This window comes from Streptomyces macrolidinus (genome assembly GCF_023887685.1).
Classification (GTDB): Bacteria; Actinomycetota; Actinomycetes; order Streptomycetales; family Streptomycetaceae; genus Streptomyces; species Streptomyces macrolidinus.
In genome coordinates this window covers 183,551-198,455 of record NZ_JAMWMR010000003.1, presented here as the reverse complement: position 1 = coordinate 198,455, position 14,905 = coordinate 183,551, and the positions used below count along the sequence as shown (strand labels likewise).

The following is a 14,905-nucleotide window of genomic DNA, read 5'->3' as shown; positions in this document are numbered from 1 at the left end:
GCTGTCGATGTATGCCTCTCCGGCGGACCTTAGCGCTCATACGGGGGCTTGTGACCGGTAAGTAACGCGCGTCACGGTCTCACATGACGGACATCACATCGTCCCGGCTCATGAGACCGCGCGGACGGCGTAGTCGAGCACCTTCTCGCTCAGCAACTCCTCGATGTCGTCGAGGAGGACGAGCACTTCCCGCGAGACTTCGGCCGGTTCACGCCCGACGAGCATCTCGCGGCCGATGTGGACGAAGACCGCCTGATGGACCCAGCAGATCTGACCGGCCATCAGATCCGGCAGCGGGTCCCCCTCCTCGGCCCCGGTCTCCTCCCGCAGGGCCACCACCACGTTGTCGTGGATCTCCTGTTGCAGGCTCCACAGCCGGGAGCGCAGCGGCGGCGCGTCCTGGATGACCCGCATGAACCGGTCGTATCCAGCCATGAGGCCTATACGAGGCGAGACGGCCTCGACCTCGCCGCGCAGCTCCCGCAGCACGGCGCGCGCGGCGGACTCCCCCGCGCCCCGGGCGCGGATCCAGCGGGCGAGCCGGTCGGCCACGCCGGCGGAGCGATCGAAGAAGAGGTCTTCTTTGGCCGGAAAGTAGTTGTAGACGGTGTTCACGGAGACGTTCGCCGCCTCGGCGATCTCCGCGACGGTCACGGCGTCGAAGCCGCGCTCGATGAACAGATGCGTGGCGACATCCGAGATGTACTGCCGGGTCTGCCGCTTCTTCCGCTCCCTGAGCCCCTCAGCCATACCCGCATCCTAGCCATGCCTGGAGTTCCTGAAACTTTGGAGTCATTGCAAAATTTCAGTGACTCTGATTCTCTGGGGCCATGCCACCAGTCATCAGCACGGCGGGCCTGGCCCGCACCTTCCGTACGAAGACCGGCCCCGTCGAGGCCGTGCGGGGCATCGACCTCACCGTCCGCGAGGGCGAGATCCTCGGCTTCCTCGGACCCAACGGCGCGGGCAAGACGACCACCCTGCGCATGCTCACCACCCTGCTGAAGCCCACCGGCGGCACGGCCACGGTCGCGGGCTGCGACCTCGCGGCCGACCCGGTGGGGGTGCGGCGGGCCTGCGGTTACGTCGCGCAGTCGGGCGGGGTGGACGGACAGATCAGCGTCCGGGAGGAGTTGGTCACGCAGGGCCGGATGTACCGGCTGCCGAAGGCCGAGGCGCGCGCCCGCGCCGAGGAACTCGCCCACGAGTTGGACCTCACCGACCTGCTCGACCGGAAGACGGGCGCGCTGTCCGGCGGGCAGCGGCGGCGCCTCGACATCGCGATGGCGCTCACGCACCGCCCGAAGGTGCTGTTCCTGGACGAGCCGACGACCGGTCTCGACCCCGGCAGCCGCGCCGACCTGTGGGCGCTGGTGCGCCGCCTGCGCGACGAGCGGGGCACGACGGTCTTCCTGACCACGCACTACCTGGACGAGGCGGACGCACTAGCCGACCGGCTGGTCATCGTGGACGAGGGCGTGGTCGTGGCGGAGGGGACCCCGAGCGCGCTCAAGCTGGAGCACGCCGGCTCGATCGACGCCACGCTCCAGGACACGTTCCTCGCCATCACGGGCCGGGGTCCGGCCCCGGCCGACATCACCCCCGTAGCCGTATAGCAGTTGAGGACGATCGAGATGCTTCTCCAGGACACGGCCCTGATCTACGGCCGCTATCTGCGCCAGTCCCTGCGCTCCCGCTTCGCGTTGCTCTTCGGGGTGTTGATGCCCCTGCTGTACCTGCTCTTCTTCGGTCCGCTGCTGACCCATCTGCCCCTGGGTGTGCGCGGCAGCTCCTGGCAGGTCCTCGTGCCCGGCCTACTGCTCCAACTCGGCTTGTTCGGCGCGTCGTTCGCGGGCTTCATGATCATCGTCGAGAAGGGTCAGGGCGTGGTGGAGCGCATGCGGGTCACCCCCGTGAGCCGACTCGCGCTGCTGCTCGGCCGGGTACTGCGGGACGCGACGGTGTTCGTCTTCCAGGCAGTGCTGCTGGTGCTGGCGGCGGTGGCGATGGGCCTGCGGGCCCCGTTGCCCGGCGTGTTGATCGGCTTCGCGTTCGTGGCGCTGCTGACGATCTCGCTGGCCTCGCTGTCGTACGCGCTCGCGATGAACGTCCGTACGCCGCAGGAGTTCGGCCCGGTGATCAACGCCCTGACCATGCCGTCCATGCTGCTGTCGGGCCTGATGCTGCCGATGACCCTCGGCCCGAAGTGGCTCGACGTACTCTCCCACTTCACCCCGTTCCGCTATCTCGTGGACGCGGTACGGGACGCGTACGTGGGTTCCTACGGCACTGCGCACATGCTGTACGGCGCGCTCGTGGCGGTGGGCTTCACCGCGCTGTCCGTACTGGTGGGCACGCGGGTGTTCCGTACGGCCGGGGCGTGATCGCTGCGCGCTGTCACGAAGTCCCGTACTGCTCCCGCGCGTCGAGCAGCTCGTCCCAGTGCTCCGCCACCCACGCGTATACGGCGGCCATCGGCTCCAGCAGGCTGCGGCCCAGTGGCGTCAACGCGTACTCGACTCCCGGTTTCGGGTCGGTGTGCACCGTGCGCGAGACGAGCCCGTCTCGCTCCAGGCGACGGAGCGACTGCGTGAGCACCTTCGGTGTGACGCGGTGAAGTGGCACACGGAGTTCGGAGAACCGGCGCGGACCGCCTTCCAGACAGCGAATGACCAGCGCCGCCCACTTGTCGCCGAAGCGGAAGGGCACCATCGAGGACGGGCACAGTTCCTCGAACATGTCGGGAGGCAGTGGCTGACGAGACGTCATGTTCTCTCTCCAGCCTATGAGTTGATCCACGCTCGGGTGGCCGGGCTCGGTATCCAGGAGGTAACCACCCGTGTGGATACCTTCCGGAGCATCGAGCCAACGGGAGGTATTCCGACGATGGGCAAGTTCGTGATCTTCGGGGCCGGCGGTCGGGCCGGTCGGCAGGCCGTAGCGGAAGCACGTCGGCGTGGACACGAGGTCACCGCGGTGGTCCGCGACCCGTCCCGCTACGGCGAGTTGGCGCAGGACGGCGTACGGATCGTCGCCGGGGACGTCACCGACGCGGCGGACGTCGCGGCCCTCGCGGTCGGGCATGACGCCGCGATCAACACGGCGGCGGTGTACGGCGAGGGCACCGACCCGGAGGCCTTCTTCACCGACGCCGCACACGCGCTGGTGAAGGGATTGCGGCAGGCCGGGGTGGACAGGCTCGTCACGGTCGGGCTATCGGTACTGCTGCCTGGCCCCGAGGGAACCCGGCTGCTGGACGCCCCTGAATTCCCCACGGAATTCCGCCCGTTCGGCCTGGCGCACGCCGCCGGTCTGGAGGTGCTCCGTGGCGAGGGCGGCGCGCTGGACTGGGTGTACGTCAGCCCGGTCGGCAACGTGGACGAGGGCGAGCGCACGGGGACGTACGACATCCGCGAACACGGCGACATGGGGGCCCGGATCTCGTACGCGGACTTCGCCCTGGCACTGCTGGACGAGGCCGAGACCCCGCGGCACCGCCACGGCCATCTGGCCGTGTCGTGACGACATGGCGACGCCGTCTGGTGCGCGTCTAGGGTGATCCGATGGACGTCGGGGCGGCGCTGATCGCAGTGGTTGGGGTAGCGGGCACGCTAGGGGGTGCGGTGCTCACCCAGCGGGGCGCCGACCGGGCCAAGAGGCGCGAGTTGGAGATGGCCCAGGCCATCCAGGAGGCCCGCGAGAACCGTGAGCTACGGCGGCGGTGCTACTCGGAACTGCACCGGGACGCACGGCAGTTCGCCACGGCGCTCAGTCGCCACCTGTACGTCTTGCGGGACCAGGCACCCGGGGACGAGGACATCCGGGTGCTGGAGGAGATCAAGGGCGCGTACCGCGACCGGTGGTCCGAGGCGCTGATGATCGCGCCCGACGCCGTGGTCGTTCCGGCTCTCGCGGTGAACGAGACGCTGACCCGGGTCCACGGACAGATCAAGCGCCTGGAACAAGGGAATCCCCGGCCGGGCGAGAACCTGCGATCAGCCGCCGCGGCGCAACACGCGCTGTGGCCCCTGATAGACGCCATGAGAGAGGCGATGCGCCGTGATCTGGGCGTCACCGGGGAGGCCGAGGGCGCACCCGCCCCTCGGTCTTCCCTGCCGTCCCCTTCCAGCAACTACCCAGACTTGGTCAGGGACTTCACGGAACCAGGTGATGGCCCCAACTCCTGAGAAGGGGCTGTCGACTACTCCGGCTGCCCGGCCGACTCCAGGAACGCCGACCAGGCGGCGGGCGCGACGGTGACGTGGGGGCCGGTGGGGTTCTTGGAGTCGCGGAGGTGGATGGCGGTGGGGTGGACGGCGACTTCGAGGCAGTTGCCGCCTTCCTCACTGCTGTAGCTGGACTTGAACCAGGTGTAGGCGACTTCGAGACACTGGCCACCCTCATCGCCGCTGTAGCTGGACTTGAACCACTCAAGTGCGGTGCCGCTCATGCTTCTCCCAGAAGACGGTCTAGCAGGTCCCTGGTGTCCTCGACGGTGAGGGCCTGCGTTCGCAGCATCGCATACTTCTGGTTGAGGATCGCCACCTCACCAGGATCCGCGACCAGTTGACTCCCACGCTGCGTCTCGACGTACACAAGGCGTTGATGTTCCGGAGTCTCCAACAGGACGAACGGGCCGGCGAGTCCGGCGTGCGAGGTCCGCCCCAGTGGCAGAACTTGGAGCATGAGTCCGGGCAGCTCGGAGTACTCACGTAGGTGCCGCACCTGCTCGACGTACACCTCCTTCCCACCCAGGTGGTCTCGCAGCATCGCCTCCCAGATCACGAAGCTCGTGATCGGCGGCACCTTGCGGTGCAGGATCTCCTGACGGGCCAATCGCTTCGCGACAAGCTGCTCGATCTCGTCCTCGTCGTAGACCGGTACCCGGCTCCGGAAGAGCGCTCGCGCGTACTCCTCGGTCTGAAGCAGACCAGGCACGAGCAGACTCTCGTACGACGAGATCGTGATCGCTTCCCGCTCCTGATCGAGGAACTCCTCCGCCCACATCGGCACGAGGTCCACCTCCGGCAGGTACTTCAACGCCTCGCTCAACGCCCCCTTCGTATCGAGGAATTCGTCAAGCTGCTCGGCTAGATCCGGCTTCAGTGGCCGTCGCCCCTGCTCGATCGAGGCGATCTGCTGTTCACTGATGAAGAACCGCTCGGCCAGCGCGCGCTGGGTGAGCCCGGCGGCTTCGCGGAAGACGGCGAGCAGTGCGCCCACCATCCTCATCGCCGAGGCGTTCTTGCGTGTCCGAGACCGTGTCGTGGTTGCCATGCGGCCGAACTCCCCACCAGCGTGCGTACGTTCACTGGCGCGCGAGCGTACGGAACGGCCGTACGCAGAAGCGCGCTGTTCCATGATGGGCACACGGTGTGAACCTCGTCACGTGAACAGCGAAACTTCACTCCCGACCGCACGTGAACGCTTCTACCGGCGGGAACGCCAGTCCGTACCTGCCACACGTGCCTTCACTCGTCTCGCGCTCATGGACTGGGAGATGACCGCCCGCGCGGACGATGTCCTGCTGTGCGTCAGCGAACTCGCGACCAACGCCCTGGTGCACGGCGTACCGCCGGGTCGCGGCTTCCTGCTACGGCTGCTGCCGCAGGACGGTGGCGGTCTGCGCGTCGAGGTGCACGACAGCGGGGACGGCGTACCGGCGATCCCGCAGTCTGAGACAGAACAACCGGGCGAGGGCGGACGCGGCCTGTTCCTGGTGGCGGAACTGGCGGACAAGTGGGGTGTGGGTGAACGCAGCCCCGGCAAGGTGGTGTGGTGCGAGTTCGCGGCACTGTGGCGGGACGAGCCTGAGGCCCCCACGGAGGAGCGCGAGATCAACCGGATCATCGATGAGCGCATGGCGAACCCGGCGGTCGGCGTCCCCATCGAGGACGTGCTGAGGGAGACGCCGGCCCCTGACGGGTACGGACCGTCTTGACCGTGAGGACAGGGGCGTGCCGCATGGCCGTGCGGTGACTACGCTGGCCGCATGGTCAATCTGACACGTATCTACACGCGCACCGGCGACAAGGGCACGACGCATCTCGGGGACATGAGCCGGGTGGCGAAGACCGACCTGCGGATCGCCGCGTACGCGGACTCCAACGAGGCGAACGCGGTGATCGGTACCGCGATCGCGCTGGGCGGTCTGGAGGAGGAGGTCGTCAAGGTCCTCACTCGCGTGCAGAACGACCTGTTCGACGTGGGTGCGGACCTGTCGACGCCGGTGGTGGAGAACCCTGAGTACCCGCCGCTTCGGGTCGAGCAGTTCTACGTGGACCGGCTGGAGGCGGACTGCGACCGCTTCCTGGAGGAGCTGGAGAAGCTGCGCTCGTTCATCCTGCCCGGCGGCACGCCCGGCGCGGCCCTGCTGCACCAGGCGTGCACGGTCGTACGGCGCGCCGAGCGCTCGACGTGGGCCGCGCTGGAGGTCCACGGAGAGGTGATGAACCCGCTCACCGCGACCTACCTCAACCGCCTGTCGGACCTGCTGTTCATCCTGGCCCGCTACGCGAACAAGGAGACGGGCGACGTGCTGTGGGTGCCGGGGGGCGAGCGGGAGTAACCGGACACGGGACCCGGCGCAGGGCCGCGGGCTCAGCGCCTGACCGCCGTCCGGCCTTCCGCAGCATCCTTCGCGGACCCCTTGGGACCCTTCTTCGGGAAGAGCAAGTACGTCAGCGCGATCACCCCGTGGATCGATGCTATGCGCAGCGACGTCGCCTGCCAGGACTTCAGCGGGTCCGTGCCCGAGCCGTCGCCCACGTACCAGATCGCGCACTGGAGCAGGGTCAGGGTCACGGCCGTGGCGAGGGCCGTGCGGAGCCAGAGGCGGCCCTCGTGGGCCGCGCGGGGCATGCCGTACTTCGAGGGCTTCGGTGGGGGCGGGGCGCCGGCCAGGCGGTGGGCGGCGTGGCCGTCGAGCCAGCGGATCGTGTAGTGGCCGTAGGCGACGGTGAAGCCGATGTACAGCGCCGCAAGGCCGTGCTCCCAGCTCGGCTTGGCGCCGTTCTTCAGGTCGATGGCGGTGACCACGAACAGGACCACTTCCAGCAGCGGTTCACCCAGCAGCAGCGCCACGCTCGTACGGCGCAGCTTCAGCAGATAGCGCACGGCCAGGCCCGCGGCCAGCAGCACCCAGAAGCCGACCTCGCAGGCCACGATCAACCCGACGATCACACCTTGCCCCTTTCGCTCCCCTCCAGCCTCCCCGCGAACGGGGTTCGTCTCGTCGTCGGCGGTGAGGAACCATGACTGCATCCTTCGATGTAGTCGAGGCGGTCGCGGACCGTACCGCGGTATCGGCTCCGGGCCCGGAACACCCTGTTGGATAGGACCATGGCCGCATCCCTCCCCCGTCCGCACCGCGACGACGTCCTGATCGCCGCGGGCGGACTCCTCGGCGGGCTCTTCCTGGTGAGCGTCGGCCTGCACAGCCGGACCCGCCACGACCCGGTGAGCGTCCTCGACCAGGACTGGGCCACGCTGATCCCGTTGCTCGTGACGACGGGCTGCGAGCTGCTGCGTCGTACGCGGCCGAGACCGGCCCTGGTCATCGGGACCCTCGCGATCGTCATGGACCTGTTCACTCGGGGCAATCTCGCGACCGTGGTGATGTTCACCGACCTGGTGTACGCGGCGGTCGTGTACGGCAGCGCCGCCTCGGCCCGCCGACTCCCCTGGACCATGGGAGCGCTCACGGTACTGGGCAGCGTCGTCCCGTTCGCGATCTGGCGCGTTCCGGAGGCTCTGCTCATCGGGGTGGCCATCGGGGCGGTCACCCTGGTGCCCGCGTCCACCGGCTGGGTGGTGCGCAACCACCGTGTCGCCGCCGACGCCGAACGGCTGCGCGCCGAACAGACCGCCCTGCTCGCCGAGATGGACCGCACCCAGGCCGTCACCGCCGAACGCGCGCGGATGGCACGGGAGTTGCACGACATGGTCGCCAATCACCTGTCCGCGATCGCCATTCACTCCACGGCCGCGCTCTCCATCGGTGATCCGAAGACCTCCCAGGACGCCCTGACCGTCATCCGCGAGAACAGTGTGGAGGGGTTGGCCGAGATGCGACGGCTGATCGGCATCCTCCGGGAGGGGCCCGCCGAGAGCGAACCGGCCGCGACGCCCACGCTCGACGGACTCGGCACCCTGGTCGACAGCGCGCGGACCAACGGGCTGGACGTCACGCTCGACACGGCGTACGACAGCGTGCCCGCGCCGGTGGAACTGGCCGCGTACCGGATCGTGCAGGAGTCCCTGACCAACGCCCTCAAGCACGCCTGCGCCGGGCGGGTCACCGTACGGCTCGTACAGCGGGACGATGCCCTGGAGGTGCGGGTCACCAGCCCGTACGGCGAGCGGGGCGGGCCGCGCGCACCGGGCTCCGGCGCCGGGCTCGTCGGGATGCGCGAGCGGGCGGCCCTGCTCGGCGGCGACTTCGAGGCCGGTCCCGAGGGGGCGCTGTGGACCGTACGCGCCGTGCTTCCCCTCAACGATGTCGGCGAAGCCCGCAGAGTCCGCACCACCCAAGCCGTCCACGCCACCCAAGCCGCCCGCGACGGCCGGCAGGACGCCCGGCAAGGAGAACCCGCATGATCCGTGTACTCGTCGCCGAGGACCAGTCCGCCGTCCGGGCCGGGCTGGTCCTCATCCTCGGCAGCGCGCCCGACATCGAAGTGGTCGGGGAGGCGGCGGACGGCGAGCAGGCGGTGGCGCTCGCGCGTGAACTTCGGCCGGATGTCGTCCTGATGGACGTGCAGATGCCCCGACTTGACGGGGTGTCAGCTACGCGGCAGGTGGTGGCGGAGCGGCTCGCCGACGTGCTCGTGCTCACGACCTTCGATCTCGACGCGTACGTGTTCGGCGCGCTCCGCGCGGGCGCCGCCGGGTTCCTGCTGAAGAACGCGGAGGCGAAGGACCTCATCGCCGCCGTACGGACGGTCGCGCGGGGCGAGGGCATGATCGCCCCCGCCGTGACCCGGCGCCTGATCGCTCAGTTCGCCGCCGCGCCCGCGCCGGAACCAGCCGCCGACCCCTCGGTACTGGAGGGGCTCACCCGGCGCGAACGCGAGGTGCTGTCCTGTCTCGGCCAGGGGCTCTCCAACGCCGAGATCGCCGCCCGGCTGGACATGGCGGAGGCCACGGTCAAGACGCATGTCAGCCGCATTCTCAGCAAGCTGGAGCTACGCAGTCGGGTTCAAGCCGCCGTACTGGCACAGGAGTTGGGGGTTTAGCGGCGGTCGGGCGAGCCACCGGAGAGCGGCACTGGTCCAGACCTATTGACCTCTGGTCCAGACCTTTCTATTCTCCCGGCACAGCGCTCAGTCATGCCCCCGACAACCGAGGAGGCGCACCATGCGCTTCAGACACCGGGTCGCAGCAGGCTTCGCGACTCTCCTGCTCCCGCTCGCCGGCCTCGTCGGCCTCGCGGACTCCGCCCACGCCGCTTCGTCGGCCACCGCCACGTATGCCAAGACCCAGGACTGGGGCAACGGCTTCGCAGGCGCGTGGACGGTCACCAACTCCGGTACCAGTGCGATCAGTTCCTGGACGATCGAGTGGGACTTCCCCTCCGGCACGTCCGTCACCTCCGCCTGGGACGCCGATGTGACGAACTCCGGCAACCACTGGACGGCCAAGAACAAGTCCTACAACGGCAGCCTCGCCCCCGGCGCCTCCGTCACCTTCGGCTTCAACGGCACCGGTACCGGATCGCCCACCAACTGCACGCTGAACGGCGGCAGTTGCGACGGCGGTCCGAGCGTCCCCGGCGACGAGCCGCCCTCCGCACCGGGCACCCCGACCGCGTCCGGCATCACCGACACCTCGGTGAAGCTGTCCTGGACCGCGGCCACGGACGACAAGGGGATCAAGAACTACGACGTCCTGCGGGACGGTGCCAAGGTCGCCACCGTGACCGCCACCTCGTACACCGACTCCGGTCTGACCGCCGGGACCGACTACTCGTACACCGTCCAGGCCCGTGACACCGCCGACCAGACCGGTCCGGCCAGCGGCGCCGTCGCAGTGCACACCACCGGCGGCGGCTCCACTCCCCCACCCACCGGTGACAAGGTCAAGATGGGCTACTTCACCGACTGGGGCATCTACCAGCGCAACTACAACGTCAAGAACCTGGTGACGTCCGGCTCGGCCGCGAAGATCACGCACATCAACTACGCCTTCGGCAACGTCACGAACGGCAAGTGCGCGATCGGTGACGAATACGCCGACTACGACAAGGCGTTCACCGCCGACCAGTCCGTCAGCGGCGTCGCCGACACCTGGGACCAGCCGCTGCGCGGCAACTTCAACCAGTTGCGCCAGCTCAAGGCCAAGTACCCGCACATCAAGGTGCTGTGGTCCTTCGGCGGCTGGACCTGGTCCGGCGGCTTCGGCGACGCGGCCAAGAACCCCACCGCCTTCGCGCAGTCCTGCTACGACCTGGTGCACGACCCGCGCTGGGCCGATGTCTTCGACGGCATCGACATCGACTGGGAGTACCCGAACGCCTGTGGCCTCACCTGTGACACCAGCGGGTCCGCGGCCCTGAAGAACATCCTGGCCGCGCTGCGCGCCAAGTTCGGCAACAACGCCCTGGTCACCGCGGCCACCACCGCGGACGCCTCCTCGGGCGGCAAGGTCGACGCGGCCGACTACGGCGGCGCCGCCCAGTACGTCAACTGGTACAACGTGATGACGTACGACTTCTTCGGCGCCTGGGACGCCCAGGGCCCCACCGCCCCGCACTCCCCGCTCACCTCGTACGACGGCATCCCGCAGGACGGGTTCAACTCGGCCGACGCGATCGCCAAGTACAAGGCCGCCGGGGTCCCCGCGAACAAGCTCCTGCTCGGCATCGGCTTCTACGGCCGCGGCTGGACCGGAGTCACCCAGGACGCCCCGGGCGGCACGGCCACGGGCCCGGCGCACGGGACGTACGAGCAGGGCATCGAGGACTACCGGATCCTCAAGGCGTCCTGTCCGGCCACGGGCACCGTCGCGGGCACGGCGTACGCGCGCTGCGGCAGCGACTGGTGGTCCTACGACACCCCGGCCACCATCAACTCCAAGATGGCGTGGGCCAAGTCGCAGGGTCTGGGCGGCGCGTTCTTCTGGGAGTTCAGCGGTGACACCGACAACGGCGAACTGGTCGGCGCACTGAGCAACGGCCTGTCGTAACGTCGTCCGGACACCCCCCCCCACCGGCGGGTGGACGTCGCTCTACGCGACGTTCACCCTCCCCCAACAGCTCCGCTGCCGGGGGTACCCCCACCCAGCGGGGCCCCGAACGTCGCCCTACGCGACGTTCACCCTCCCCCAACAGCTCCGCTGCCGGGGGTACCCCCACCCAGCGGGGCCCCGAACGTCGCTCTACGCGACGTTCACCCTCTGTCCTGGTGGTGCGGCCTCCAGCCACGCCAGGAACCCGGTCAGCGCGTCCTCGCTCATCGCCAACTCCAGGCGCGTACCCCGGTGATGGCAGGCGAGGATCACCGCGTCGGAGAGCAGCGCCAGCTCCTCCTCGCCCTCCGGGCCGCGACGCCCGGCCACCTCGATCGCCGAGCGTTCGAGGACCCGGCGCGGGCGCGGGGCGTAGGAGAAGACCCGGAACCACTCGATGCGGTCGCCGTTGTAGCGGGCGACCCCGTAACTCCAGCCCTTGCCGCTGGTGTCGGGCTCCTCCGCGACGTCCCAGCGCAGGCTGCAGTCGAAGGTGCCGCCGGAGCGCTGGATGAGGCGCCGCCTGAGCCCGAAGACGAACAGCCCCACTACTACGAGTGCCAGGACCGCTCCGATCACACTCAGGGCGAGGACCATCGACACCGACCTCCTCGTCTCCTAGGTAACGGAACGGAAAAAACACCCGGATTCACCTCAGCCGCGGCCGGCACCGGATTGCTCCGGGCCGGCCGCGGCTGAGTCACATCATGCGGCGCGCTGGGTTCAGTGCGCGTTCACCGCGCGCAGTCGGACCTCCGCGCGACGCTCGGCCGAGGCATCGGCCTTCGACTTCGCGCGCTCGAGAGCCCGCTCCGCGCGCTGGACATCGATCTCTTCCGACAGCTCGGCGATCTCTGCCAGCAGGGACAGCTTGTCGTCCGCGAACGAGATGAAACCGCCGTGCACCGCGGCGATGACGGTCGCACCATCACTCGTACGGATGGTCACCGGGCCCGACTCCAGCACACCGAGCAGCGGCTGGTGACCGGGCATGACACCGATGTCGCCGGACGTGGTGCGCGCGACGACCAGGGTGGCCTCGCCGGACCAGACCTTGCGGTCGGCGGCGACCAGCTCGACGTGCAGCTCAGCAGCCAAGGGTGGCTCCTCGGGTCACCACCCGGCGGTGATGCCGGGTGTTGGTTCGTAAGTCTAGTAGGGCGTAAGGCACCGAAGTGCCCCGGGCCCGCCCCGCCGGGTGGCGAGGGGTGCGGGGGCCGTGCGGTCCCCGCGTGCTGCGGTGGCGTGGAGAGGGGGACGGGACGCGGGCCGTGGCCGGCGCCGGTCTCGTCCCCCACCTACCAAGAGCCCGACGTCAGGAGACGCCCAGCTCCTTCGCGTTCTTCTTCAGGTCCTCGATACCACCGCACATGAAGAACGCCTGCTCCGGGAAGTGGTCGTACTCACCGTCGATGATCGCGTTGAAGGCCGCGATCGACTCGTCCAGCGGGACGTCCGACCCGTCGACGCCGGTGAACTGCTTGGCGACGTGGGTGTTCTGGGACAGGAAGCGCTCCACACGACGGGCACGGTGGACGACGAGCTTGTCCTCCTCGCCGAGTTCGTCGATACCGAGGATCGCGATGATGTCCTGGAGGTCCTTGTACTTCTGCAGGATCGTCTTGACGCGCATGGCGGCGTTGTAGTGATCCTGCGCGATGTAGCGCGGGTCCAGGATGCGGGACGTGGAGTCCAGCGGGTCCACGGCCGGGTAGATGCCCTTCTCCGAGATCGGACGGGAGAGCACCGTCGTCGCGTCGAGGTGGGCGAACGTGGTGGCCGGGGCCGGGTCGGTCAGGTCGTCCGCGGGGACGTAGATCGCCTGCATCGAGGTGATCGAGTGACCACGGGTCGAGGTGATGCGCTCCTGGAGGAGACCCATCTCGTCGGCCAGGTTCGGCTGGTAGCCCACCGCGGAGGGCATACGGCCGAGCAGGGTCGACACCTCGGAACCGGCCTGCGTGAAGCGGAAGATGTTGTCGATGAAGAACAGCACGTCCTGCTTCTGGACGTCACGGAAGTACTCGGCCATGGTCAGGCCGGCCAGCGCGACGCGCAGACGGGTGCCCGGCGGCTCGTCCATCTGACCGAAGACCAGCGCGGTCTTGTCGATGACGCCCGAGTCGGACATCTCCTCGATCAGGTCGTTGCCCTCACGGGTGCGCTCACCGACACCGGCGAACACGGAGACACCGTCGTGGTTGTTGGCGACGCGGTAGATCATCTCCTGGATGAGCACCGTCTTGCCGACACCGGCACCACCGAACAGACCGATCTTGCCGCCCTTGACGTACGGGGTCAGCAGGTCGATGACCTTGACGCCGGTCTCGAACATCTCGGTCTTCGACTCGAGCTCGTCGAAGTTCGGCGCCTTGCGGTGGATCGGCCAGCGCTCGCCGTCGTACTGCTCGTCGACGTTCAGCACCTCACCGAGGGTGTTGAACACCTTGCCCTTGGTGAAGTCGCCGACGGGGACGGAGATGGCCGCACCCGTGTCGGTCACCGCGGCCTGGCGGACCAGACCGTCGGTGGGCTGCATCGAGATCGTACGGACCAGGCCCTCGCCCAGGTGCTGGGCGACCTCGAGGGTCAGGGTCTTCAGCTCGCCCTCGTTCGCCGGGTCGGCGACCTGGACGTGCAGCGCGTTGTAGATGTCCGGCATCGCGTCGACGGGGAACTCCACGTCGACGACCGGGCCGATGACCCGCGCGACGCGGCCCGTCGCCGTGGCCGTCTCAACAGTGGTGGTCATTACTTGTCACTCCCCGCGGTCGCGTCGGCCAGGGCGCTCGCGCCACCGACGATCTCGCTGATTTCCTGGGTGATTTCGGCCTGGCGGGCCGCGTTGGCAAGACGGGAGAGCGTGTTGATCAGCTCGCCCGCGTTGTCGGTGGCCGACTTCATCGCGCGCCGCGTGGCGGCGTGCTTCGAAGCGGCCGACTGGAGCAGCGCGTTGTAGATCCGGCTCTCCACGTAGCGCGGCAGCAGGGCGTCGAGGACGTCCTCTGCCGACGGCTCGAAGTCGTACAGCGGAAGGATCTCGTCCTTCTTCTGCTCCGACTTCTCACCGACCTCTTCGAGGCGCAGCGGAAGCAGCCGGGAGTCGATCGCCGTCTGCGTCATCATCGAGACGAACTCGGTGTAGACGATGTGGAGTTCGTCCACGCCGCCGTCCGCGGTCGGCTTCTCGATGGCCTCGATCAGCGGGGCCGCGACCTGCTTGGCGTCCGCGTACGTCGGCTCGTCGGTGAAGCCGCTCCACGACTCCGCGATCTTGCGCTCACGGAAGTTGTAGTGCGCGACACCGCGGCGGCCGACGATGTACGTGTCGACCTGCTTGCCCTCGCGCTCCAGGCGCTCGGTGAGCTGCTCCGCCGCCTTGATGGAGTTGGAGTTGAACGCGCCGGCCAGACCGCGGTCGCTCGTGAGGAGCAGAACCGCGGCGCGGGTCGGGTTGTCCGACTCCGTCGTCAGCGAGTGCTTGGTGTTCGAACCCGTGCCGACCGCCGTGACCGCGCGAGTCAGTTCCTCCGCGTACGGCGAGGAGGCCGACACCTTGCGCATCGCCTTGACGACGCGCGAGGCGGCGATCATCTCCATCGCCTTGGTGATCTTCTTGGTCGCGGTGACGGATCGGATGCGACGCTTGTAGACCCGGAGCTGGGCTCCCATGAGTCAG

Annotated in this window: 17 protein-coding genes and 1 pseudogene; 9 read left to right on the top strand and 9 right to left on the bottom strand. The window is 68.7% G+C overall.

The features are described 5' to 3' along the window. Positions 1-108: 108 nt before the first annotated feature. The gene (locus tag NGF19_RS04970) at positions 109-750 is read right to left on the bottom strand and encodes a TetR/AcrR family transcriptional regulator (RefSeq protein ID WP_252422424.1); all 642 of its coding nucleotides are present in this window, start codon (positions 748-750) and stop codon (positions 109-111) included. An 80-nt stretch (positions 751-830) separates the two neighbouring features. On the opposite strand from NGF19_RS04970, the gene NGF19_RS04965 reads away from it, so the two are divergent. Next, the gene (locus tag NGF19_RS04965; RefSeq protein ID WP_252422422.1) at positions 831-1,616 is read left to right on the top strand and encodes an ABC transporter ATP-binding protein; all 786 of its coding nucleotides are present in this window, start codon (positions 831-833) and stop codon (positions 1,614-1,616) included. Positions 1,617-1,634: 18 nt separating this feature from the next. Then, on the top strand, positions 1,635-2,384 hold the full coding sequence (locus NGF19_RS04960; RefSeq protein WP_252422421.1) for an ABC transporter permease: 750 nt from the start codon (positions 1,635-1,637) through the stop codon (positions 2,382-2,384). Positions 2,385-2,397: 13 nt separating this feature from the next. On the opposite strand, the gene NGF19_RS04955 is transcribed toward NGF19_RS04960, so the two are convergent. Further along, entirely contained in the window at positions 2,398-2,769 is a 372-nt protein-coding gene (locus NGF19_RS04955; RefSeq protein ID WP_252422420.1) for a winged helix-turn-helix transcriptional regulator, read from the bottom strand. A 117-nt stretch (positions 2,770-2,886) separates the two neighbouring features. Between NGF19_RS04955 and NGF19_RS04950 the strand changes: the two genes are divergently transcribed. Both NGF19_RS04950 and NGF19_RS04945 read left to right on the top strand, forming a co-directional pair. Then, entirely contained in the window at positions 2,887-3,522 is a 636-nt protein-coding gene (locus NGF19_RS04950; RefSeq protein WP_252422419.1) for an NAD(P)-dependent oxidoreductase, read from the top strand. Between the two features lie 101 nt (positions 3,523-3,623). Next, complete coding sequence (locus NGF19_RS04945) at positions 3,624-4,187, top strand: hypothetical protein (RefSeq protein ID WP_252422418.1); 564 nt, start codon at positions 3,624-3,626, stop codon at positions 4,185-4,187. 14 nt (positions 4,188-4,201) lie between these two features. Here the strand turns inward: NGF19_RS04945 and NGF19_RS04940 are convergent, their stop codons facing one another. Continuing rightward, on the bottom strand, positions 4,202-4,450 hold the full coding sequence (locus NGF19_RS04940; RefSeq protein WP_252422417.1) for a DUF397 domain-containing protein: 249 nt from the start codon (positions 4,448-4,450) through the stop codon (positions 4,202-4,204). Further along, the gene (locus NGF19_RS04935) at positions 4,447-5,277 is read right to left on the bottom strand and encodes a helix-turn-helix domain-containing protein (RefSeq protein ID WP_252422416.1); all 831 of its coding nucleotides are present in this window, start codon (positions 5,275-5,277) and stop codon (positions 4,447-4,449) included. Before NGF19_RS04935 ends, NGF19_RS04940 begins: the two co-directional genes overlap by 4 nt. Positions 5,278-5,389: 112 nt before the next feature. On the opposite strand from NGF19_RS04935, the pseudogene NGF19_RS04930 reads away from it, so the two are divergent. Together NGF19_RS04930 and NGF19_RS04925 are read left to right on the top strand one after the other, a co-directional pair. Next, positions 5,390-5,788: pseudogene (locus tag NGF19_RS04930) on the top strand (ATP-binding protein); the annotation flags it as partial. Positions 5,789-5,992: 204 nt separating this feature from the next. After that, the gene (locus NGF19_RS04925; protein ID WP_252422415.1) at positions 5,993-6,568 is read left to right on the top strand and encodes a cob(I)yrinic acid a,c-diamide adenosyltransferase; all 576 of its coding nucleotides are present in this window, start codon (positions 5,993-5,995) and stop codon (positions 6,566-6,568) included. Between the two features lie 32 nt (positions 6,569-6,600). Here NGF19_RS04925 and NGF19_RS04920 read toward each other — a convergent pair whose 3' ends face one another. Continuing rightward, positions 6,601-7,182: a hypothetical protein gene (locus tag NGF19_RS04920; protein ID WP_252422414.1), complete on the bottom strand. Its 582-nt coding sequence runs from the start codon at positions 7,180-7,182 to the stop codon at positions 6,601-6,603. A 159-nt stretch (positions 7,183-7,341) separates the two neighbouring features. Between NGF19_RS04920 and NGF19_RS04915 the strand changes: the two genes are divergently transcribed. The 3 genes from NGF19_RS04915 to NGF19_RS04905 all read left to right on the top strand — a co-directional run bounded on the left by NGF19_RS04915 (position 7,342) and on the right by NGF19_RS04905 (position 11,184). Next, a complete protein-coding gene (locus tag NGF19_RS04915) occupies positions 7,342-8,598 on the top strand; it encodes a sensor histidine kinase (RefSeq protein WP_252422412.1) in 1,257 nt (418 codons plus the stop codon). Continuing rightward, positions 8,595-9,236 (top strand): response regulator, encoded by a 642-nt coding sequence (locus NGF19_RS04910; protein WP_252422409.1) that lies wholly within the window; start codon positions 8,595-8,597, stop codon positions 9,234-9,236. Before NGF19_RS04915 ends, NGF19_RS04910 begins: the two co-directional genes overlap by 4 nt. A gap of 121 nt (positions 9,237-9,357) precedes the next feature. Beyond that, a complete protein-coding gene (locus NGF19_RS04905; protein WP_252422407.1) occupies positions 9,358-11,184 on the top strand; it encodes a glycoside hydrolase family 18 chitinase in 1,827 nt (608 codons plus the stop codon). A 192-nt stretch (positions 11,185-11,376) separates the two neighbouring features. Here the strand turns inward: NGF19_RS04905 and NGF19_RS04900 are convergent, their stop codons facing one another. The 4 genes from NGF19_RS04900 to NGF19_RS04885 all read right to left on the bottom strand — a co-directional run bounded on the left by NGF19_RS04900 (position 11,377) and on the right by NGF19_RS04885 (position 14,898). Continuing rightward, the gene (locus NGF19_RS04900) at positions 11,377-11,823 is read right to left on the bottom strand and encodes a DUF2550 domain-containing protein (RefSeq protein WP_252422405.1); all 447 of its coding nucleotides are present in this window, start codon (positions 11,821-11,823) and stop codon (positions 11,377-11,379) included. A 126-nt stretch (positions 11,824-11,949) separates the two neighbouring features. Next, the gene (locus tag NGF19_RS04895; protein WP_252422403.1) at positions 11,950-12,324 is read right to left on the bottom strand and encodes a F0F1 ATP synthase subunit epsilon; all 375 of its coding nucleotides are present in this window, start codon (positions 12,322-12,324) and stop codon (positions 11,950-11,952) included. A 217-nt stretch (positions 12,325-12,541) separates the two neighbouring features. After that, on the bottom strand, positions 12,542-13,978 hold the full coding sequence (gene atpD, locus NGF19_RS04890) for a F0F1 ATP synthase subunit beta (RefSeq protein WP_252422401.1): 1,437 nt from the start codon (positions 13,976-13,978) through the stop codon (positions 12,542-12,544). Beyond that, entirely contained in the window at positions 13,978-14,898 is a 921-nt protein-coding gene (locus NGF19_RS04885; protein ID WP_252422400.1) for a F0F1 ATP synthase subunit gamma, read from the bottom strand. The genes atpD and NGF19_RS04885 overlap by 1 nt, the downstream gene beginning before the upstream one ends. Positions 14,899-14,905 lie beyond the last annotated feature (7 nt).